The following is a 21,823-nucleotide window of genomic DNA, read 5'->3' as shown; positions in this document are numbered from 1 at the left end:
GTCGGGTTGAAAAGCGCGAAAAAAGCAGTCTATCAGTTTTGTCGCAGCTATGGATCCGGTATGGCGAGCCAGAGTCCGGGCTCGGCGGCAAAGCGCGGGGCAAACCAGTGCTGGCGCACCGCAGTGGGCATTTCGCTTGCGGCAATGGGGCGGCGACTGAGGCGGCAGGCTCCCCGAGAGAGCGCCAGCGCCGCATCCCCCTTGTACCAGCCGTCCGTCACCGGCAGTGCCGTGGTTTCCCGCAGCAATCTTACCCCCCACTGGGTCACCAGCGCCGGGCAGCTTTTCTCTGCGAGCCTTGCCGCCTGCACCATGGCGGGCGGACGGGGCAGGGTGAAGGTCGTACCGAGGAGCAGCAATCCGGCGACCGCGACCACCCCCTCGCCACGGCGCGGCAGCCAGCCTGCCAGCAGCACGAGACCGAGCAGGGTGATGGGGGCCAGATGGCGGGGATTGTCGGGATTCTGGCCAAACAGGGTCCAGAGCAGCAGGGCGAGCCAGTAGACCGTCCAGTGCGGGGAGAGGGCGGCAGGGTGGCCTTTTGAGCGTTGCCAAAGTGGCTGCACCAGCAGCGCCACCATCAACAGGGGCCAGAGCGGGGTGAGCTGATCGTTGAAAGTGCTCGCCCAGCTCAGCAGTCGATCGCCATGGGCTGCTGCCGTGTTGCCCCAGAGGGTAAAGTGGCCATCGGTAAAGCGGCGCCCCTCGCTGAAATAGGCCCAGCCATCGGCCTGCCAGACAAAGAGCAGACTGGTGAGCCCAACCAGCGCGATAGGAAGCACGAACCTGACGCGGTTGCCCTGCTGCGCCAGCCCGAGCCACAGGGGCTGCAGGGCCAGCACAAAATAGGAGGGGCGCAGCGCCAGCATCAGGCCGAGCAGCAGACCCGCCAGCGCGAATCTGCGCTGTTGCAAGGCCAAGAGAGACCCGAGCCAGGCGGCCAGAGCCGGCCCGTCCGAGAGGCCGGAAAGAGCGAGCGTCGGTGTGAGCGGCAGGGCCAGCACCAGCAGCCAGACGGGGGCGAGCAGGCTTGGCCGTTGCCACAGCTTCACCGCCAACAAGGCGGCAAGCGGCGCCAGCAAACTGCTCCCGAGCAGGCTTGCCCACTGCACCGCGCGGGCCGGATCGTCCACCGCCAGATTGATCAACCGCGCCAGCCAGATAAAGGCGGGGTAGCCCGGAAAGTGGGGGGAGAACTCCAGCACGCTAAAGCGCGTTACCCCGTGGGCGAAATTGAGGGCATCGTCGGAATCGAGGGCCACCGGAAAGGCCAGCAGCCAGCCAAGCCAGGCCAGTTGCAGCAGGGCAAGCAGCCAAATGGTGGTGGAACAGGGGGAAGGCCAACGCCGGGCCGTTACCTTACCCCTCATCCCCAGCCCTTCTCCCGCCAGGGGAGAAGGGGGCAAACCGGCGTCCGGGTGCATTTATCGGCAGGCCGTGCGTAGGGTGGGTAGAGCGCAGCGAAACCCACCGTTTGTCACAGCGAGATGGCGCAATGCTTGGCGGGTGGCTATCACAGCGGCGCCAGCACGGCCATCAGCGCTTTTTCTGCATCGCTAAAGGCGGCGGCATCGGCGGGCTTGGCGCCCACCCCGAATACCCCCGGGTTACCGATGGCATCCAGCACCTTGGCCAGCGCCTGTTCGGCTGCCTTGCGATCCCCCTCGCTAAGGGAGGGGAGGATCAAATCGAGGAAGCGCTTGCTCTTGACCACCAGCACCTTGGCGGTCTGGTAGTCGCCAAGATTCTGGCTGGCCCCTTCGAGGCGGCGCTCGATCTCCGCCTTGTAGGCGCGGTTGAGCAGGGCGGCGGTGGCTGCGGCATCTTGGGCCTTGATGGCGGCGGCCAGTGGCCCTTGCAGTTCCACCTTGTGGTGCTGTTCCAGATAGGTCAGCTCGTCGGCAATCTCGCTCAAGGTGGCGCTGGCATCCTTGCCGTCAGTGGCGGCGCCAAGCAGCGATTCACGTGCGTCGATCAGTGGCTCCTTGCCGGCGGCGGCGTAGGAGTAAGCTTGCGCCTGGCCGCTCAGGGTCAGCAGCAGGGTGAGGGCGAGTAAACCCGGGCGGATGGTCATCCTGTTCTCCTTACTTATGCCAATAGGTTATGCCAATGGCGCGGCACTCAGGCCACGCTCTGGGTTTCAATCACGGTGTTTTCGTTGCGATGGTTGAAGATGGCGTGGCGTCTGTCCACCCCGTCGATCACCATGTCGGCGGCCATCATCCCCATCTCCATGGCGGTGTCGGTGAAGATGTAGCGGAATGTCCCCTGACGGCCGGTCATGATGAGGTTTGTGATCGGCATCAGCGCCTTGATGGCTTCGTTACGACGGGCCTGATAGCCGAGATCCATCAGCGGATAGGCGTATTCGCTACGCGCTTCAAAAGTTTCATCGCCAAGCTTGGCGGTATCGACACCGAGGCTCGCGAGATCGGCGGTAACCCGACCGCGCAGATCAGAGAGCGGCGCCTGCCAGGTGGCATCCCCGGGATTGCAGGGGATCTCCAGCATCACTGATGTCTGGCCCTGGGGTGCCATAAAGGGGCTGCGGCGGCGCGGCTCCTGCAAACGGGTCGCCAGAATATGGGGGTCGGAGAGGTACTGCCAGGTGTTGTCCGACAGGTTCTCCTGCTTGAGGGGCATATTGACGAAGCGAAGCGACCGGTATTGGAGGTCGCACGGCAAGCCCAGATGCTGGCAGGTGAGCGGCAGCGGCAGGGTGGAGATCACCTGATCAAAGCGTTCGCTCTGTTCAATGTCATCTTGTTTCCAATACACCCGTTCGATGCGGCCATCGGCCTGCTCAAGGCGGGTGATGGTAGCGCCAGTTTTCAGCTCGACTCCCTCGGCAACCAGCCGCTCCCCCAGAGTGGTGAAGATCTGGCCGAAGCCATATTTGGGATAGCGGTATTTGCGGGCATAGGTGCGCACCGAGAGACTGCCGTTGCGTCTTGGCAGCAGGCGGCGCGCCACGTCTTTCAAATCGATCAGGCTGATGCGCTGACCGGCCCAGTCAGCGGAGAGCTTGTCCGGGTTGATGCCCCACAGCTTGCCGGTGTAGCCCTCGAAAAACTGGCGGTAGAGGGTGCGGCCGAAGTGACTCTGGATCCACTCGGCAAAGCTCGCCTTGGCAAAATCATCCGGCTTCTTGGCAAAGGGCAACAGCAGCAGATCTTTCACCGCACCGGCCATCAGGGCGAGCGGCGCCGTCTTGAGCAGGTTGGGCAGGTTCAGGGGGTAGTCATAGGTGCGCCCGCCAAAGCGGATCACGCTCTTGCGCTCGGCGTGGAGCAGATCGTCCCCCATCAGCTCGTCGATAAAGGCGAGCAATTCGGGGTTCTTGGTGATAAAGCGGTGGCCGCCGTAGTCGAAGCGATACTCCCCATCGCGCCCCTTGAAGGTCTGGGTGGCGCACATGCCGCCGACCACCGGCTCCTGCTCGAACAGGGTGACTGCAAAACCGGCGCGGCGCAGGCGCCAGGCCGCCATTAAACCGGCGGGGCCAGCACCCAGCACTGCAATGCTTTTCTTGTTGTTATCGCTCATGACCTATTCCGAAACTGCTTGATAGATAAGGGAACCGCGCCAAGGCGCGGCTCCCGAATAGTGTTGTTACCCCGTGGCTTTCTTGCCACAGGGCGTGCGGGCTTAGCCCTTGCTGGATGCGGCGCTCACCTGCGGGCGATAGCTGCGCTGCCAGAGGGTAACGAAGATCGCCAGATAGAGGGCCCAGGTCAGCAGCTGCAAGCCAGCGGGTGAGGCATTGTAGCCAAACAGGGCGCGCAGGAAGGTACCAAATACCCCCTGATCGTCGAGAATGTGGCTGATGTCGAACACCGGCGTGGTCCAGAAGGTGATGATATCCGCCGCCTGCAACATGTTGACGGCGGACGAGAGCAAGCCTGCGGCGATGATGATGATAAGCAGGCCAGTCCAGCGGAAGAAGGGGGCCAGCGCCACCTTGCGGGTGGAGCGCAGCAGCCCCCACACCAGCGCGATGGAGACCAGCAGACCCGCCAGCGCGCCCATCAGGCCCGATTGCAGATCGACCCCTTGGCCCGAGTAGAGCAGGGCGGAGAAGAAGAGCACGGTTTCAAATCCTTCGCGCATCACCGCCAGGAAGGCGAGCAGCACCAGACCAAACAGGTTGCCGCCATCAATGGCCGCATCGATACGCGCCGTCATGGCTCCCACCTGGGATTTAGCCTGCTTTTGCATCCAGATTGCCATATAGGTGAGCACCAAGGTGGCGAAGATGAGGATCCCCGCCATCAAGAGGTGGTTGTAGCGCTCGCTCTCGAACTGGCTCACCACCACCTGGAACAGGAAGGCGACGATCAGGGAGGCGACAAGGCCGAGCCCCACCCCCAGATAGATGAATTTGTTGTAGCGGCTCGCCCCCAGCTTGGCGAGGTAGGAGAGGCAGATGCCGACCAGCAGGAAGGCTTCCAGCCCCTCGCGCAGAGTAATGAGAAAACTTGCAAACATCAGGATTGAGGCTCCGTAGCGGGCGTGACGGGGAGAGGCTGCAAGGTAAGTTGCAACCGATTTAGCTGCACTATGGGTGGCTCCGGCAAGCTGGGCTCGGCGGCGCGCACCGCATCATTGACCCACTTGGGGTAGGTGCGGAAATTGAGTTTGATATCGACCTTGAAGGGCCCTTGGGCTTCTGCGGGCAGCGGCCAGGCTTCATCGCGCCAGCCATCGGCCGGAATGCGGGTATCTTCCAAGAGCTTGGCGTAACGCCAGAACTTGAGCCCTACCGGCTTGCCCTCGGCATCGCCGAACACTTTTCTAAACAGTCGCGCATCTTCAGGGACGGCACCATCCACCGGCTGGCCGCTGGCAAGCACCACCTTGCCGCTGGCGTCGGTGACGGTCAGCTCCAGCCAGAGTTCACGAAAATCAGCTACGCCGGTGGGCAGGGCATGGCCTGCGCCGGTATTGGCGACCCGCACCACCAGCTGCTGACTATCGGCAGCCTGTTCGATATGGGCGGAGAGGGTAGCGCTGGAGCGCAGCAGCGCCAGACTCTCTTGTTCAAGGTCGGGATTGCGCAGCCCCACCAGCTGGTGCTGGGCGCCGGTAAAGTTGTGGCGATAGAGCCGCGCTTTCATGGTGCCGTTTTCGGTGGACTGACCCGCCACCGGCGCGCCGCCATTGCCCGGCTCCGGGTTCATATGGCAGTCGATGCAGGTACGCCGTTTGGCAGGATCCTCGGCCTTGGCGAAGCTTGAGTTCTCCCACTCGTCCCAGGTGTTGACGATATTGGCGCCGGTGCCCGGGGCAAACTCGTTGTGGCACGACTTGCACAGGGCCGCGTCGCGGTAGAAATCCTTTTGATAGGAGGCTTTGTGGGCCGCCGGACGGGCGTTGATCTGCCGCTCGGCCAGCCAGTGCTGGAGGCTGCCACCCGCGGCATCCTCGAACACATAGCTCTCGCGGTCTTTCAAATTCACGGTAAAGGCGCTGTTGCCGCCCGCATCTTCCACCTTGGTGATGCGATGACAGAGTACGCAGCCAGTCCCTTCTTCAACCACAGGTTCGCCCGCCTTGTGGGCGGCAATCAGCGAGGCGCCACCCTGCTCGAACATGTGGGAGCTCTTGGGCAGATCCAGCTGGCCGGTCATCACCTGCTGGGGCATATGGCAGCCCTGACACCATTGGCCAAACGCTTCCCCTTCGGTTTCGCGGGCCAGCGCCTGTACCACCTTGTAGTAGGGGTGGGAGTTGCCCATCAGCCGGTGGTTGCTCTCGCTCCAATCCTTGAACGCTTGGCTGTGGCAGTTCTGGCAGGAAGCGGAGTTGAGCCACTCCTTCGGGTGAGTGGTCGGCGCCTTGGCGGGATCCGTGCGCGGGGCATCGAGTCGCAGCCAGTTGGCGAGATAGGGGAGGTTGCCATCGGCGGTGACGAAGGCGTGCAGATCTTCCATCATCACCTTCACCTCGGGCTGAGGCTGGGCGGGGTCAACCACCTCGGCCCCATCGCGGGTGTCATGGCCCATGCCGCCCTGGGTCTGCTGGGTCATGCGCAGGTATTCGCCGACAAAATCCCCCGCCACCATGTTGGTGAGGTTGGCGTGGCCGTTTATGGCGTTGTCGCCGCTCTTCTGGCGATGGGCCGCCATCAGATAGCGGTTGGTGAAGTTGAACCCGTCCAGATGGCAGGAGTTGCAGCTCATCCAGTTGTCCCCCGCCATGGGGAAGCGTGAGTTGGACGCTGTGTTACCTAGGTTGAACAGCCGCTCGCCGCGCTGAAGCGGCTCGGGGCGCGGATCTGTCTCTACCAGCTTGGCGAAGTGGGGCACATCGACCGTGACTCGGGAAAACGGGCCGCTGCCGCCGCTATTGAGGCGGGTGAGATCCTGCCCCATGGCGTTGTGCACCAGAATATGGTCACCGTCGATCAGCAGATCCCGCGGATTCTGGCCCGGCAGGTGACGCAAGAGCTGGGTCGCCTTGGCGCCCCCCTGAAACTTCTTGCGGCGGTGACGGTTGTTGTTGGACTTGCCGCTGCGGGAGAGGTCAAACACCAGCAGATCTTCCGAGCCAGCCAGGGTCAGATAGACCCGCTTGCCGTCGGTGGCGAAGCGTGCTGCGAACGGGTTGGAGACGATCTGGCTGCGGTTGCCGACGCTTGGCAGGTTGATCTGCAAAAAGAGCTGTTTTCTTTCATCGACCCGCTCTTTCTCCTCATCCAGATCGATGATGGAGACCGCCGGAAAGACGGTGCTCTGAAACTGGAAGGGGTGGTCGAAACTCCACAGCACATGGGGCAGCCAGGCTTCGCTGCCATCGGGGGAGAGGGCGATGCCGTCGAGCAGGCGCGGCAAGCCCTGGGAGTCGCTCGGCGTGTCGCTATGGGTCTCGGCCAAGGTAATGAGTTTGGGCTTGGGCAGGGCAGTCTCGGACAGAGAGGTGCCCTTGGCGCCATTGCCAAGCTTGGCGAGATCATAGATGGCCAGCTGGCCTGTCATGGCGTGGGTGAGCAGCAGGCGATCATCGTCGGTCAGTGCCAGTCCACGGGGAGTCTCGGCGGTCTTTGCATCCAGCTGTAGGTTGCCTGCTGTGTCATAGGCCTGCAGGCGAGCGGATTCGAACAACGTGACCCAGAACCACTGCCGCTTGGCATCGAAGATGACCCCATAGGGGCGATGACCGGTGGGGATCGCCTTTTCCAGGGTGAGATCATCATCCAGCAGCAGCAGGCGATCGCCGCTGTAGTCGGTGACCAGCAGGGTGCCGTCATCGGCGCGGGCAAGCTGGCGCAGATCGTCCCCCAGCGGCACCTCTTTGAGCCGCTTGCCGCTATCGCGCTCCAGCAAGGTGACGGAACCTGCGCTCAGGTTGGCGGTGACGAGGCGCGGGGCGCTTCCCTCTTCATAAGCCAGCATCCCTGAACTCATCTGCTGGGCAAACGCGAAGGGGCTGGCCAGCAGCAGGAGGAGGGCCAGCAGGGGTGACAAATATGCAGAGAACGATGACTTCAACATGGGATCAGGTGCGCCATTTCAAGATGGTCCAGCGCCAGGCATGGCGCAGCACCAGAGGAGTTAACGCCAACGCGCTCAGCCAGTGGGCCCAGCTGGCGAGGTTGCCCATGGCATCGCCCGGAGTGCCGTGCAGCACCAGCAGCAGGCCGCTGGCCAGACAGATCAGCAGCAGGGCTTCGATAATCCGCCCCGTGGTGCGTAAAAAGGGTTTGTTGCTGCGGTTCAACAAGCTGCGATGGGAGAGCCAGAAGGCGCCAAACAGCAGCGGAAACAGGGTGAGCGAGAGCATCACATGGAAAAACAGATTCCAGCGTGCCAGCGACCAGAGCGGGGTCAGCGGTTCCCACAGCAGCAGGCCGGAGAAGAACATCAGATAGAGGGTGCCCTCGGCGGCCTGATGGTGGTAGGCCAGCCACTGCCAGAACTGTCGGGGTGAGAGAGAAAGGCTTGTCATAAAGGCTCCAGCACCCGGGCGGGGCAGCCCGGGGGGAGCAAGTTTATAACGCAGTAAGAGTAATGAAAAGTGTTATCAATTGTATTGCTGGTGAATCAAGGCTGAACAAGCACAGTGATCGAACTCGACTATTTATGCTCCGCCATCCGCTCGGTCACCGCATAGATGAGCGCGGCCAGCGAGAAGGCGAGAAACACCACCACGGACCACTTCATATCGACTTCATTGATGATGCCATCTTCGAGAAATGCCTTGAGCACCTCCACTCCGGCGATAGTCACCAGCGAGTTGATGACGATGAGCTTGAGGGAGGCAAAGTTGATCTTGCTAAGCCAGTTGCTGCTAAGGGAGGCGCGCTGCTCTTCCGTCTGGATAAATTGCACATAGCCACAGATAGCAACCAGGATCAGCATCTGGGCCACCAGTATAAAGTCCACCAGGGTCAGCACGCCGGTAATGAGGTCCAGATAGGGGATCTCGAAAATGTTTACAGAAAGCTGATAGAGCTGCATGGCAAACTTCACCATCAGCAATACCACGCAGATGAGAATGCCAATGTAGAAGGGGAACATCATCAATCTGCTGCCATTGAGCATGAAATTGAATCGACGCATAAAAACTCCAAGGTAAGGGAAGCTGGGTGATTATGACCTGAATTGAGGCTATTGGCAGCGACGTGTCGTCAAGTCACCAAGCTTTCACTATCACCTACTGCAGTACTGGCACAGCTGGTGCTGCAAGTCGTGAAGGTCTATCCCGGTAGCATGGGGGCTACCAGTTTGGTTCATAACTCCAGCTCGATTATGGGGATCTCCCAACGTTCGCTGCGCATCTTGGGTTGATACTCATCCTTTTCCTGCTCTTTACGCCGCTCTACCAAGGCGATCACTCTGGCTTCGCGGATTGTATTCACATCGAATTTCCAGGTTTCTTCTCCCTGTAGGGAGAGGCGAGCGATCTTGTGACTGCGGTGATAGACATGGAGCCTGTCCTGTTTGTCGGGGGCAATGCGTACGGCATCGCCTACTTTCAACGCTCTCAGTTCATTGTGAATAGTCTGGCCTTCATCACTGTGACCCGCATATCCCAACACCAGTTGCGACATACCCATCATGGCGAAACGACGTTGTCTGTCCGGTCGGGTTGCGTTAGGTCTCTGCACGTAGCAGTGGGAGGCGATCAGTGGAATATGGGGATTACGTTGATCGTGGCGAGCCATGAGAACCAGCCTTTCGATAGCACGTGTCATCCCCACATAGAAGAGGCGCCGATCTTCTTCCAGGTTACTGGTCGATAGCTCCGCCGCGCGTTGCCAGCCGCCGTCGAGAAGTATCACATGGCGATACTCCTCCCCCTTAACCCCATGCACCGTACTTAACAATACCCCTTTACCGAAGCGGATCTGGCGCTTTTGCTCGCTCAAATACTCGTAGAGGAACATCAGGAAGTGGTGGGCAGAAAGAGCATGCTCTCCCTGGCTGGCTTGCCACTGAGCAATCAGATCGTGCAGTAGCTCCTCCCAACGGTTGGCCAGTGAGAGTGGAGGGAGAGGGGCTGCAAGTTGCTCCGCTGTCAGCAGGGCATGACCTTGCTGTTGTAGCCAATTCTGATAGCGCAAGATTTCACGGCAGCGATGCACAGGAAAACCGTTCTCTTTATCCAGAGTAAAACGACAGGGAATATCAGCATCTGCCAGTGCCGAGCGTACCCAGGCCAGTTCCTCCTTCTCCAGCCCATTACGGGCCAGCACGGCGATAGATTCCAGCGGGCAAGTGGGAGTCTTCTCACGGATAAGCGCGATATGTCTCACGACCTCGGCTGCCTGTTGGGCTGCATCCTGGCACTGCTGGATGATGACGGGACCCTGTGCTGTCTCCATCCCCTCCCAGTGTCCCCCAGCCACTTCCATCTTGCGCCTGTCGTCAATCTCGATGGGGTGTGTACGCTTCATGCGATCCTGATTGTGCTCAATCAGGTGGTTGGAGGTCTCGATGATGTGGGCGGTGGAACGATAGTTCCAGGTCAGGAAGTGAGTCTGGGCGTTGTAGTCTTGCTCGAAGCGGCGAATAAAGCTGACGTTCGCGTCGCGAAAGGCGTAGATCGATTGGTCATCATCACCCACAGCCATCAGATGCAGTCGGGCCTCCTCATCCTCTTCGCTTTTGCCCACCAGTGCCGCGATAAGCTGGTACTGTTGTTCATCAATGTCCTGATACTCGTCGACGAGCAGGAATTGCAGTCCTCCCAGCAGTCGTTCCCGCTGCTCTTCCAATTCGAGACCTAGCTGGTTCTGCTCTCCCCGGAGCAGCTTGATTGCGTCATCAATGATGGTGGTAAAGTCGATATCGTCGGATGTCCGATTTTGCACCGCATTGCCCGTCAGACTCATGGCGAGACCGTGAAAGGTGAATACCGAGACCCGTGCTCCGTCACGCCCCAGCAACTCGGTCAGGCGTCGGCGCAGGGACATCGCCGCATTATGGTTGTAACAGAGCAACATGATCCGCGATGGGGAGATCTGCTTGACCCGCATCAGATAGGCGCAGCGGTGAATAATCACCTTGCTCTTGCCTGACCCCGGCCCTGCCAGTACCAGCAAGTTTTGCTCGGGCGGTGCCTGGACGATCTGTTCCTGGGAACGGTTGTGAAGATCTTCGACGATGCGCTTCCAGGAGTGTTCGCTGGTCGCCAGCTCCAGGATCTTGTTGCGCCCTTTGAAGTAGTGACCGAGGAACTTGTCAGCTTCCATGGAGAAGTAGTCTGTCACCAGCTTTTTGGCTTTCTTGAAGTGTTCCAGGCTGATGCGGGCGTATTCATTCATCACATGGATCTGAATCACCTTCTGGCGATAGTGATGCTCAAGCGGCTGATAGTCTGCCTTGTTATATTGTTGCTGCCGCTCAGCGGTCAGCGTGAGGGTCATGGCGCTTCGGAACACTGCAAGACCATTTTGCAGCACGATGGCGTGTTGCTCATGCAGGTAGAGCAGTGCCCGCTCTGCCCCTTTGAGCAACCACTCCTGCTGGCTGCTTGCCTCCCGCTTGTTCATTAGCTGAGCCACATCCATGTCTTCTCGCAGGTATTTGACCAGTTGTTCCAGGGCAAATGACAGCATCACTTGACGCTGGACACTCTCTTCGCTGCTTGCCAACAGGGTGTAGAGAAAATCGAGGGTGGCGCCTGTGACGCGATGGCGTTGATCAATTGTCTGCTCAATCTGGGACCAGGTTCGGTTGAAGGTGAGTTGGTAAAGATCCCGAGAGAGATATTTGACATCAATGGAGCCTTTCTCGCCCCCCGAGCGACCATCCTGGGCCCAGCTGGTCAGCAAATTGCGCAGCAAGCCAGGGTTACACCGCTCATGCCCCAGATCTTTGATGGCCTGATTGACCAGTCGAATGTTAAAGATCAGCCCTTGCCCTGTATCAGGTTCGGGTTCTTTTTCACGCAAGGTGTCCAGCATCGCCTTTTCAATGCTGTGTACTTGCCCGCAGAGCACCCGTGCATTGTCTCTTCCTTTGGGGCGAAGCCAGGTAGTCAGTAACATCCCCTGAGAGAGAAGACCGACATCCGCCATCTGGGTGAGTACCCGCATCACTTCGCTGGCCTGAACACCACTTCCCTTGTCTGCCATGTATTGGCCTGCCTCTTCGGCGATGGTATCGGCACTGAGGCCATCATCGTCGGCAGCACTCATCAGCGCCTGGATAACCGCTTGCCATATGGCTTTGGCCTTGGGGGCCAGTTTCAGACTCTCTACCCTTTTCATCGCCTCCTCGGTGGATGCAAACAGGGGACGACCCTGAAATACCTGAGTGATGTTGTCACTACGTTCCAGATAGCCCGCTCGTTCGAGCCAGGCAATAGCTGTCTTGACTTTGGTATCCGCATTGCTGTCATCGGCAGCGAAGCTGGTTTCTACCTCTGGCTGGTTGATGAGCTCTGCACTGGTGGCGACCAGTGGCGAGTTGTTATCCTGCTTGCCTCCTTTGCTGGCCCTGAGTCTTATTCCGCGCAGGATCTGTTTGATATCGCGCAGGCTGACTTCACTCATGGCCTCGAGCTGGAACTGTTTCTCGATATCCTGTTCATCAAACAGCAGTACGCAGTGAGCTTGTGCTGTATCGCGTCCCGCTCGTCCCGCTTCCTGTAGATAGTTTTCGAGGGAGCCGGGGATATCGGCATGGATCACCAAACGCACATCATCCTTGTCGATCCCCATCCCGAAGGCGTTAGTCGCGCAGATGACTCGGATCTCGCCATTGATAAATTGTTCGAGAGTCGCTTTTTTCTGTGCACTGTCCATTCGGGCGTAAAAGCGCGAGACAGGGAGGGATTGTTGCTGACCGAGGAAATCGGCCAGCTCGTCCACGCTGCGCTTCGTTGCGCAGTAGATAACGCAGGATCCGGGCTTTTCCTCACCAAAGAACTGCTCGAGCAGGTTAAGGATATGGCCCTGTTTATTGAGGCCGGGACACTCAACGACGGCATATTCGAGGTTGGTACGTTCAACCCCGCCTTCCAGTCTGAGAAGAGGTTGGGGCTGTTTATCGAGAAACTGGGCGCAAATATCCTCAATCACATCCGGTTTGGCGGTCGCGGTATAGCAGAAGACAGGAGGCATGGGGACCTGCTGTTCCTTGGCAATTGTGGCGATGGCCTTGGCGCAGTAGAGATAGTCAGGGCGAAAATCATGTCCCCATTTCGACAGGCAGTGCGCTTCGTCAAATACCCAGCCACCGATTTGACGTTGTCGTATTGCTTGTTTGACTGTGCGGTTGCGCAACTGCTCGGGGGAGATATAGAGCAAGGCGATATCCCCCATGCGGATCTGTTCAAGAATCGCGCCTCGCTCTGGTAGCGTCAGCAGCCCCGAGATAGCGGCAACCCCTTCAATACCGGCCTTGTGTTTAAGGTTGTCCACCTGATCCTTCATCAGTGCCTGCAGAGGGGAGATCACCACAGTTAGCGCACCACTGCGCTGGTTGCGCACCAGTGCCGGGAGCTGGTAGCAGAGCGACTTGCCGCCGCTGGTAGGGAGTATGCCTAGCAGTGCGACGCCAGCCATGGCCTCCTCGATCAAGGTCTTCTGCAATGGTGTCCCATCAGGCAGGTTGCGGAAGTTGTCGAGCTCGAAGATTCGCTGCAGATGGCGGCGTGCGTCGTGGTTCTCCTGACAATAGCTGCAGTCAGCATGACCGCAGTGACGTTCACGAACTGTGTGAATGATCTCTGCGGTCTGGGGGAAGCGGCGCCAAATCCAGGGAGGCAACACGGAGTTGCCGCCGGACACGGGCAACCAGGCGCATGCGTAAGCCAACGGTAACAGCAGCATAGGTTGACGCAGGGCATCGCCAATCACCCGGTTGAGCTGATTGGGGCAAGCCTTCTCATGGGCAATGCTCTTGATAAGGGTGGGTAGCTCGGAGACCCGCACTGACGGGCGGCCTGTAAGTCTGGCAAACACCAGTGACAGGCCCTGAGTCTTGAATTGCGCCGTGACTCCCTGGCTGAACAGATACTGATAGAGCTGCAATTGGGGCAGGGGTAAGGCTTGCAGAGCCGTCAACTGTTCCGAGAAGATCTGCAAGGCGAGCCTTGCATCCGCGACCGGATCATTGAGGGTGTCCCGGACCAGTTTGTAATCCTTGACCAAGCGGTGATAGGGGTTTTTGGGAAAGGCAAGGGGAGATAGATAGAGGGTATCTATTACCGGCTTTTCGAGAAGTAACTGAGGGCGTACAGCCTGTTTGGCCAACCAGGGGAGATCAAAATCGAGAATATTGTGACCAAGGATCACATCCGCCCCTTGTGCCAGCGCATTTAACTCCTTGAGGGAGAGATCCTGCGGGCCTTTGAGATTGAGCTCACGTTCAGCCAGGAGGGCGCCCAGATGACGCAGTTTTTCATCCCGGGTCAGCTCAAGGTCAAAGGCAAGAATCTTGTCTTCCCCAAACAGGGCCACGACATCAGTCGAGTTCATTAATAGCCATCTCCATCTGGCGTTGACCTCTCATGGCGATAATAAGTGCCAAGAGATCAGTGAGTTGGCCGAATATTACCCGAAATGTTGAATGATGGCATCATTCAGAGCCCTCTGGCCGCGGTTCTTTTGGCGGACACCCGATTTTGTAAATGCCGCTGCCCGATTAATCGTTCATGTTGGGAAAGTGTCGTTCTAGCCATGGCCAACTAACTGATCTTGTGAGAATATTTTACTTCCTTCTCCGTTCGGAACGCATTGTGTCCCTCGACTACTACCAGTGCCATGCCACCGAATTGGCGACTCGTTACCAACAGGTATCTGCACGCGCCGTTCACGGCGACTGGCTCACACTGCTGGAGCCTTGGCTCCTTGCTGCACCGCGCAGGTTACTCGATGTAGGGGCCGGCAGTGGTCGTGATGCCGCGTTTTTAGCGGGGCTCCATCAGGGCAACATGGCGGTCGCTGTCGAGCTCTGTCGGGCACTTGCTGCGCAGGGGCAATGTCATACCCGTGAGGCTGCGGTGGCGTGGGTCAATGATGCTATGCCGGCTCTCTCTCGCGTGACCGGTACTTTTGATCTGATTTTGCTCAGTGCTGTCTGGATGCATCTACCCCCGAAGTCTCGTCCCTTGGCGCTGGCACGTCTTCATGAGCTGCTCTCACCAGATGGTTATCTGGTGCTGAGTCTTCGCCTGGTTGTATCGGAGCAGGAGATGCGGGAGCGAGCCATGTATCCGGTAGCTGTCGATGAAGTGGAGCTGCTTGCATTGGAGGGGGGGGATGACACTGCTCCATGTGTCAGAACCACAGGGGGATGCCTTGGCGCGTAGCGGCTTGAGTTGGCAGAGTCTTATCCTTGGGGGCGAACATGCACGCTTCCCCTGAGCAACAACTCGCTTTTATTGCCTATCTGCAACGCATCTTTACCGAAGGCGATTTTGTGGCCACTTACAAGTGCGCCTTGCTTCACGGGATTGCAGATATCGCGATTGAGCGCAGTACCGAGACCCATGATCTGACCGCGGCGCGCACCATTACGCTGGACGAACTGGCCACCAAGTTTGTGGAGCTTTATTGGCAGCACAGTCTGCCCTACTCGGCGACGGGAGAAACGGCTACCTTGCTCAAACAGAGCAGCGGTCGTCAGGTCATCATGCTGACGGAGTTGTCTCGGCTGCGTGCAGAGGGGGTCCGCTCGGTAACTGCACTGCGTCGTCACGACGCCTGGCGGCCTCTTCTTGCCCGAGTTCGGCGCATCCTTGTTGAGGGGCCCTTGTGGCGTCTGCAGATATTGGGTGGGCGAGAGGAGTGCCATCTCTATCCTCATCAAAGGGGCGCGGATCATATCTGCCTGAACCCCGGCATTCTCTACTGTCTCCACCGTTTTTACGATCTGGTGGTCTCCCTCTCACGACAGCATTGGTTACAGCTTATCTGCGACATCAAGGGGAATCAGCCACTGATTGGCCCAAGCGTGGGGCTGGAGAATTTTCTCTTTGGTTCAAGCCGTCAGGCGCTGGGGCGAGTGGGGGAGGTTTTGAGGGATTTGCAGGGGGGAACCTGTTTTTACTGTAACAAGGCGATACACGGGAATGGCGAGGTAGACCATTTCATCCCCTGGCGTCGTTATCCAATCGATTTGGGCCACAACTTCGTACTGGCACACGCCAACTGTAACCGGAGCAAACGGGATTTTCTTGCCGCTCCCGAGCACAGGGATGCTTGGTACGAGCAGAATATCCTGACTCACGGGGCGTACCTCACGGACGAGCTGACCCCTCTGGTGAGCGTCGATGCCGAGCGTTCTACTGCCATCGCTACTTGGGCCTATCAGCAAGCACTCCGTGAGCATGCTCGGTTGTGGCGTGGTATTGACCAGTTTGTGGACGTGACAGCCCCAAGTGTGGGGATGAGTAATCTAGGCTTCTCTAGACTCTTCTGAGGCAGATACGAAAAAGCCCAGCCAAAAGGCTGGGCTTTAGAATGTGGCTCCTCGACATCATCTGAAATTGCAATGCAACTCATTGTAATTGAACTGTATTTGTTGTTATGGAATTGACTGTTGGTACTGTGTTTGGTACCAACCTTTTAGGTACTTTTCAGGAATCAAATCAGTTCCCAAATAGGTTTCCCGCAAGTTTCAGGCTGCTCTTTCTTGTGTCACGGTGTCATTCTGTCACAGCCTTCCAGTAAATCGTTGTCGAAGTGTAGGCCACGCTGCGGATTACTGGTTAACTTGTTGATTATCAAGGGTAGTGCTTTTTAGTGGTTGAGCTGTTAGCGTTTGGGGTCGTGATGCGAGTGACACTGGTCGCGAATGAGAGGCCGTCAGAGTGTCATGTGGTGACAAATGGTCCTTGTTGTATGCCATCTCTTACCCCCAGCTCTTGCGCAGTTCAGCCCTCCTGAACGCTTGCTGGCCAAGTGATATGGGGGCGTCATTGCCCCTTTTGTTCATAGATTGCGCTATGGGCCTTGGAGGCGCTCTGGGCAAACAGGGGCGGCCAGCTTTGCTGACAATGGAGGGGGGGTAGATGATGAAAACTAACCGGATGTTAGGGCGGCGTGGCATCCTGACCAGCTATCGAGCAAATCAGGTAAGCAAACGAGCTGGAGTGCTGACTGTATTGAGGCTGGAGTTGACGAAGCCAGCTTGGCCTTCAAACGATGGTCAAGCTGGCCGTTTATTGTGATGCAGATGGGAAGGTGAGTCTTTACAGACTCAACTGCCTATTACCATAATTTGTCAGCGAGCATGGTAGGCATCAAAGATTCTTTTTGCATCAAGCTTGGCCTGTTCATCGAGTGCTGGACTCAAGGCTCTGAGAGCGGAACGTCCTTGCCGATTATTCCAATCGGGAAAGAGGTACGACGCCTGTTCTTCTGTATCGCATTGTAGGAGCAGATAGTCGTGGTATTTATGCTCAATCTTCGGCTCGCAACTGCGCCACCTATTATCTGAAAACAAGCGAGAGAAGTAGGTATTCACGGTAGCTTTATACAGGAGATCGTGTTGGTAACAGGATGATACAAGCCTGTGCTTGATACCGTTATGTTTGGTGGCAGCCAGCCATGCCTGAACTGCGTCATCATGGTAGCTGGACTCCATCAGCATTGGTGCAACCAACGCAAGATTCCTACCACTGATGTACTTGAGGTTTACGCCTTGATCGTCGTGCCTAATCCAATCTGCCAGTAAATCTTCGGCATCTTCATCGTCAAGTGCAATGGCATCGAGCAGCAAATCTATGCGCATGCCTTTTCGCCATCTAGCGTACGCCTCGGACTTTGCAATTTGCAGCTGTTCGCCGTGCAGCTCAGCACCACCAAGGTACAACCGGTAAGCCTCATCACGACGTTCCAGCGTAGCAAAATCCAGGTATGCTTCGGGTTCTTGTAACGGGATAGACAAATGGTCAGACAAGGCCACGAGAAGAGCGGGGATGTGCTCTCTCTCAGCTATGCGTCTGACCTGCTTGACCAGACTGTCAACGACCTCGTAATTTTCCCCATTGGGGTGGTCGATGAGGGGGGCCAAGCGTGCTAATTGGTGCAGAGCATAAGCCGGTATATAAGACGGTCTATAAGGTGGATTTTCGTCTTTGTTGACCTCATCTTCTTCGAGGAGGGTCAGCACATGGACTCGATGCTGGCGCATGATGTCAACGATAATGTGGGCTGGTATCTCTTGGCCAAGAATGTCTTTGGCTCGCTCCTGGACACGCTCGATATTGGTAGACATGGGTGTCTCCTGAACGTCGGCATCAACCAGCACGATCGACCTGTGCGTCAGCGCGGCATACGAGCCAAAACCCAGAGCTGCAGCTAGCAACTCCAGCGTTTGTTGATGAGTGGTGGTGGTACCAGAAAAGAGTTGCAGAGCACTGCGTGCTTCACGAGCGAGATTCGTTAGGTTCATAGTTGCATCCTCGAACCTTGGGTTTTCATGCCGCACGTTTAACCATCCAAGGTCATGATATCAACTACGAGAAGGTTAAGAATCATCAGGCCTGTTTCGACTCGTGCGAAGGTCATGCTGGCGAAGCAAGAATACCCTACAACAGACGGTATGATTTTCGCAAATCCATTTTTTGGGGCTCACAGGGGAGTGTTAGGAGGATCATAACCTCCCATAATGGGTAGTCTTCAGCCCCGATACCAGCTGAAAGCCATCGACGTTCTGGCAACTGATGTCAGGCCAGTCATGTATCACTAGTGTCCATTTCTGGGGGAGTGGTGTCTTTTAAAGCAAATAGCCAAGTTCAGGGGGCAGTCGTGATGTATCGCATGGCCTCACCGAGCTCAACTGGTTAAACTTCTTGTCAATTTTTTGTGGTGCCAACATTGCTGCGTCACCCATTCACATCGTTCCATGCGCCCTTGGCGCAAACTGACTCCTATCGGAATACCTGACTCATGGCGATCAAGAAGAACGAACTCTACTCCTCCCTCTGGGCTGGCTGAGCTGCGGCATTGATGCTTCCCAGTACCAGGACAATATGCGGGCACTACTGTGTGTGAAATACGTCTCCGATAAGACCAGGGGCAACCCTTACGTCATGTACCGGAAGGAGTGACATGGTGGCACTCAAGGACAGCAAGCAGATAGGCAAGGGAAGCAACACCATCATCATTGCGCTGGCGACTGCCAATGATCTGCAAGGGGTGATCACTATTGCCGACTTCAACGACGAGGACAAACTCGGCAAGAGCAAGGAGATGAGCGACTACCTCTCCAAGTAGGTGGTCATCTTCGAGTAGGCTGATCTGTCAGTGGGTTTGTTGGATGATGCTTACGAATATCTTATGCGCAACTTCACCACCGAGCTGTGCCCCAAGGAGCCGATCATTGACGTACAGCAGATGGGCAATGCCACCAGTGCCTCGGCCCAGATGAACATGATCCAGCTGCGCTTCATGCTGTTTCGCGGCAATACCAAGGCGCGTATTCGCGAGAACCTTGATCACCCATGGCGCTTGCGTGGCGATGTGCAACTGAGCTACGAGCTGAAGTTCTGGTAAGCAGCGCAAGAAGTAAAACCCGAGAGTAAATATCAAAGCCGGCCTCGAGAGAGACCGGCTTTTTTATTGGGATATAGCAAAGGGAATATGACTACGCACTAGTGGGAATAGCCCTACATACGGCTGGTGGTGGTGATGAAAAAATAGCCTCAGATGTATTTGATACCCCCTTTCATGGATGAGAGACCCGAGAGCGTTTGGGAACAACATCCAGCCATTACTTGGTCAGGCAATCTCGGTAGTCATGGCAGTTCACGCCATATCAATGCAACACATGCAGACCGCTTAGCGAAGTTATCGTGATGCGCAGCGGCGCTATTTTGTTGTCGGTCCACCAAGTGGTGGTCTGGTTTTAGTGATAACGGGTGTGCATAGCGCATACCGGTTGCAAGAGGTTAGTTATGAACAAAGCAAATGCTGTGATGACATTAAGCACCTTGGCGTTGGCCATCGGTGTTTCGCTGGCCAGCCAGCAGGCGCGGGCTATCGAGGTTGCCAATGGTGAGATGAGCAACATTGGTTATCTGAGCACTAATATCCCATATACCGTCATCTGGGATACCACAAGCAATTTTTCTGCAGATGGTAATGTGGTGGTAGGGTGGTCTTCAAACGCGCTTGATGATAAGCGGGCGTTTCGCTTTGACGCCCGCACTGGCATCTTGCAGGATCTCGGCACCCTACGCAGTAATAACAGCGGTCAATCATATGCTTATGCTGTTTCTGCTGACGGTAACACTGTGGTTGGAAGTGCACAATCTGATAGTGGCGAATGGCGGGCTTTTCGTTTTGGTGAAGGGGATGCCCGGCTTACCGATCTTGGCACTCTGCGCAGCAACAACTCAGGTGGTTCCCAAGCGATGGCGGTCTCGTCTGATGGCAAGGTGATCGCTGGATATGCCGCTACCGATGATGGGGCCCACCGCGCATTTCGTTATGACCAAGCGACTCGCCGGATGACCGATCTCGGTTCACTGCGCAGTAACAAATTGGGCAGCTCCATGGTCCTGGCCATGAGCGAAGATGGTGGGGTGATCGTCGGTTCCGCAGAGACGGATAGTGGCCAGAAAAGGGCCTATCGCTATCAGCAATCGAGCGCACAGATGACCGACCTGGGCACCTTTATGGCAGGCAATGCGGGACAGTCTGAGGCAACGAATGTTTCCGCTGATGGCAAGGTGGTGGTAGGGCAGGCTGATTATGGACTTAACTCCAATGAAAAGAGTGCGTTTCGCCACTCCCACGAGGAGGGGATAGTCCGCTTGGGCTCACTGCGCAGTGATAACCTCGGTGCTTCTTATGCATCTGCCGTCTCGGCCGATGGTCGAGTGGTGGTAGGCGTTGCTCAAAATGATATGAACGTTAACCAAGCGTTTCGTCACAATAAAGGGGATAGCCAGCTAACCCCCCTTGGCAACTTGCGCAGTGATAACGCCGCTAGCGGCTCCTCTTTTGCTCGCGGGGTGTCTGGCGATGGCAAGGTGGTGGTTGGTGAGGCCGCCATTGATGTCGCTGGAAGGTCTCACGCATTCATTCATCGCGAAGGTGATGCACGAATGACTGACCTCGGGACTCTCGGCACCGCAAATTCCCGTGCCTACAAGGCCAACTATGATGGTTCTGTCGTTTTAGGCTGGTCGGGATACGGCGGAGCATCCGGTGATCGAGTGTTTATCTGGCGCGCCTTTAAGCCGGTGACACCGCCGATCGATCCGGTTGACCCACCCACTGATCCAATCGATACACCGACTGAGCCGGTCGATCCCTCCACTGATCCGGTTGTCCCCCTTGTTCCGCCAGTCGAGCCGGGTGGAGAAGTGGCCAATCAGCCCGAGCCTCAACCTGATCCGGGTCGCGAGGGTAGCGGTGGTGTAATGCAGGATTTGGGCTATCTGTTTGACTCGATGCCGATTCTGGCCGCCCAGACCGAACAGGCCTTCCGCGCCCAGCAGCGCTCACTGGGCCGTCAGCTGGACAACGCCTGTGTCAGCGGTGCCGAAGGTCAGCAGTGCCTGCGTGTGGCGGGCGAACTGAGCAAGGTGACTGACGCCCCGACAGAGCTGGATTATCAGGTTGCACCGCAACTGTCGCTGGCGTATGGCTACGGCCTCACCGACCAACTCACCGCCGGGGTGACCGCCTCGATGTTTGGCTCATCACTGGATAACCAGTTGCTGACTGAGCGCGGTGGTGCGGAGCTCGACAGCGGTGTGGGCGTAGGTAGCTACCTGCACTTCTCGCAAGGGGCAGACGAGACCGGAGTGCAAGCCGGCGTGTCGCTGGGCTACGGCGAACAGCGTGGTGAGTTTGTGCGTGGTGATGGTCTTGCCAATGTGCAACACGGTAAAGGCAAGGCTGATGTGAAGAGCGTGGCTGTGCGGGGTTACCTGGGCTATGGCGTAGAGGTGGCAGACTGGAAGGTGACGCCTCATGCCGAAGTGACCCACTTTATCACCAGCCGAGACGGTTACCGTGAAGGTGGTGAGCGACTGGTGTTTGATGTCGAGCACGACAAGGTGAAAGACAAGAGCACAGTGGGCAAGGTGGGTGTGAAAGGCGAGACCGCACTGGCGAAGGGAGTGACCCTGAAACTGGATACAGGGGTCGAGATGGACCTGGATGTGAACCCGGTGACGCTCAAGGGCAGAAGCGACATATTCAGCTTGGGTGAAGGGATGCAGGAGTTTGCGGTGAGTGCCGAGCTTGAGCGCAATGATATGCGTCCTTACGCGGCAGTGGGTGTTGGCTATGAGCTGGAGCAGGCTGGCACCGTAGGGCTGAATGTGAAGGCTAGCCAGGCTGAATATGGCAATCAGGGCGTGGATGGCAGTGTGCAACTGAGCTACGAGCTGAAGTTCTGATAAGCAG

14 protein-coding genes are annotated in these 21,823 nt (G+C 57.4%); 5 read left to right on the top strand and 9 right to left on the bottom strand.

From position 1 onward, the window contains the following. Positions 1-47 precede the first annotated feature (47 nt). The 8 genes from AB5Z02_RS12690 to AB5Z02_RS12655 form a co-directional block, all read right to left on the bottom strand. Positions 48-1,313, bottom strand: coding sequence for a hypothetical protein (locus tag AB5Z02_RS12690; protein ID WP_368216321.1), 1,266 nt, complete (start codon positions 1,311-1,313; stop codon positions 48-50). A 200-nt stretch (positions 1,314-1,513) separates the two neighbouring features. Next, positions 1,514-2,074, bottom strand: a complete 561-nt coding sequence (locus AB5Z02_RS12685) for a hypothetical protein (protein ID WP_231721529.1) — start codon at positions 2,072-2,074, stop codon at positions 1,514-1,516. A 47-nt stretch (positions 2,075-2,121) separates the two neighbouring features. After that, complete coding sequence (locus AB5Z02_RS12680; RefSeq protein WP_368216100.1) at positions 2,122-3,546, bottom strand: NAD(P)/FAD-dependent oxidoreductase; 1,425 nt, start codon at positions 3,544-3,546, stop codon at positions 2,122-2,124. A gap of 102 nt (positions 3,547-3,648) precedes the next feature. Further along, positions 3,649-4,488 carry an FTR1 family protein gene (locus AB5Z02_RS12675; protein WP_139739908.1) on the bottom strand — a complete coding sequence of 280 codons (840 nt, stop codon included), beginning with the start codon at positions 4,486-4,488 and terminating at the stop codon, positions 3,649-3,651. Continuing rightward, positions 4,488-7,493, bottom strand: coding sequence for a YncE family protein (locus tag AB5Z02_RS12670; protein ID WP_368216099.1), 3,006 nt, complete (start codon positions 7,491-7,493; stop codon positions 4,488-4,490). The genes AB5Z02_RS12675 and AB5Z02_RS12670 overlap by 1 nt, the downstream gene beginning before the upstream one ends. Positions 7,494-7,497: 4 nt before the next feature. Further along, positions 7,498-7,947, bottom strand: a complete 450-nt coding sequence (locus tag AB5Z02_RS12665) for a hypothetical protein (RefSeq protein WP_005361249.1) — start codon at positions 7,945-7,947, stop codon at positions 7,498-7,500. A 128-nt stretch (positions 7,948-8,075) separates the two neighbouring features. Then, positions 8,076-8,561 (bottom strand): YqhA family protein, encoded by a 486-nt coding sequence (locus AB5Z02_RS12660; RefSeq protein ID WP_005333692.1) that lies wholly within the window; start codon positions 8,559-8,561, stop codon positions 8,076-8,078. A gap of 170 nt (positions 8,562-8,731) precedes the next feature. Continuing rightward, positions 8,732-13,930 (bottom strand): RecQ family ATP-dependent DNA helicase, encoded by a 5,199-nt coding sequence (locus AB5Z02_RS12655; protein WP_368216098.1) that lies wholly within the window; start codon positions 13,928-13,930, stop codon positions 8,732-8,734. A gap of 260 nt (positions 13,931-14,190) precedes the next feature. On the opposite strand from AB5Z02_RS12655, the gene AB5Z02_RS12650 reads away from it, so the two are divergent. Both AB5Z02_RS12650 and AB5Z02_RS12645 read left to right on the top strand, forming a co-directional pair. Next, the gene (locus AB5Z02_RS12650) at positions 14,191-14,763 is read left to right on the top strand and encodes a class I SAM-dependent methyltransferase (protein ID WP_368216097.1); all 573 of its coding nucleotides are present in this window, start codon (positions 14,191-14,193) and stop codon (positions 14,761-14,763) included. Between the two features lie 38 nt (positions 14,764-14,801). Then, positions 14,802-15,875: an HNH endonuclease gene (locus tag AB5Z02_RS12645; protein WP_368216096.1), complete on the top strand. Its 1,074-nt coding sequence runs from the start codon at positions 14,802-14,804 to the stop codon at positions 15,873-15,875. An 804-nt stretch (positions 15,876-16,679) separates the two neighbouring features. Here AB5Z02_RS12645 and AB5Z02_RS12640 read toward each other — a convergent pair. Continuing rightward, a complete protein-coding gene (locus tag AB5Z02_RS12640) occupies positions 16,680-17,852 on the bottom strand; it encodes a hypothetical protein (RefSeq protein WP_368216095.1) in 1,173 nt (390 codons plus the stop codon). A 659-nt stretch (positions 17,853-18,511) separates the two neighbouring features. Here AB5Z02_RS12640 and AB5Z02_RS12635 point away from each other — a divergent pair. The 3 genes from AB5Z02_RS12635 (at position 18,512) to AB5Z02_RS12625 (ending at position 21,816) form a co-directional block, all read left to right on the top strand. Beyond that, positions 18,512-18,676 carry a hypothetical protein gene (locus tag AB5Z02_RS12635; RefSeq protein WP_368216094.1) on the top strand — a complete coding sequence of 55 codons (165 nt, stop codon included), beginning with the start codon at positions 18,512-18,514 and terminating at the stop codon, positions 18,674-18,676. Between the two features lie 63 nt (positions 18,677-18,739). Next, a complete protein-coding gene (locus AB5Z02_RS12630; protein ID WP_368216093.1) occupies positions 18,740-18,955 on the top strand; it encodes a hypothetical protein in 216 nt (71 codons plus the stop codon). Positions 18,956-19,356: 401 nt separating this feature from the next. Next, the gene (locus AB5Z02_RS12625; RefSeq protein ID WP_368216092.1) at positions 19,357-21,816 is read left to right on the top strand and encodes a hypothetical protein; all 2,460 of its coding nucleotides are present in this window, start codon (positions 19,357-19,359) and stop codon (positions 21,814-21,816) included. The last annotated feature ends 7 nt before the right edge of the window (positions 21,817-21,823 follow it).

This window comes from Aeromonas sp. R2-3 (assembly GCF_040908375.1).
In the GTDB taxonomy this organism is placed as follows: domain Bacteria; phylum Pseudomonadota; class Gammaproteobacteria; order Enterobacterales; family Aeromonadaceae; genus Aeromonas; species Aeromonas veronii.
The sequence above is the reverse complement of the archived record's forward strand: the minus strand, read 5'-3'. Positions and strand labels throughout refer to the sequence as shown.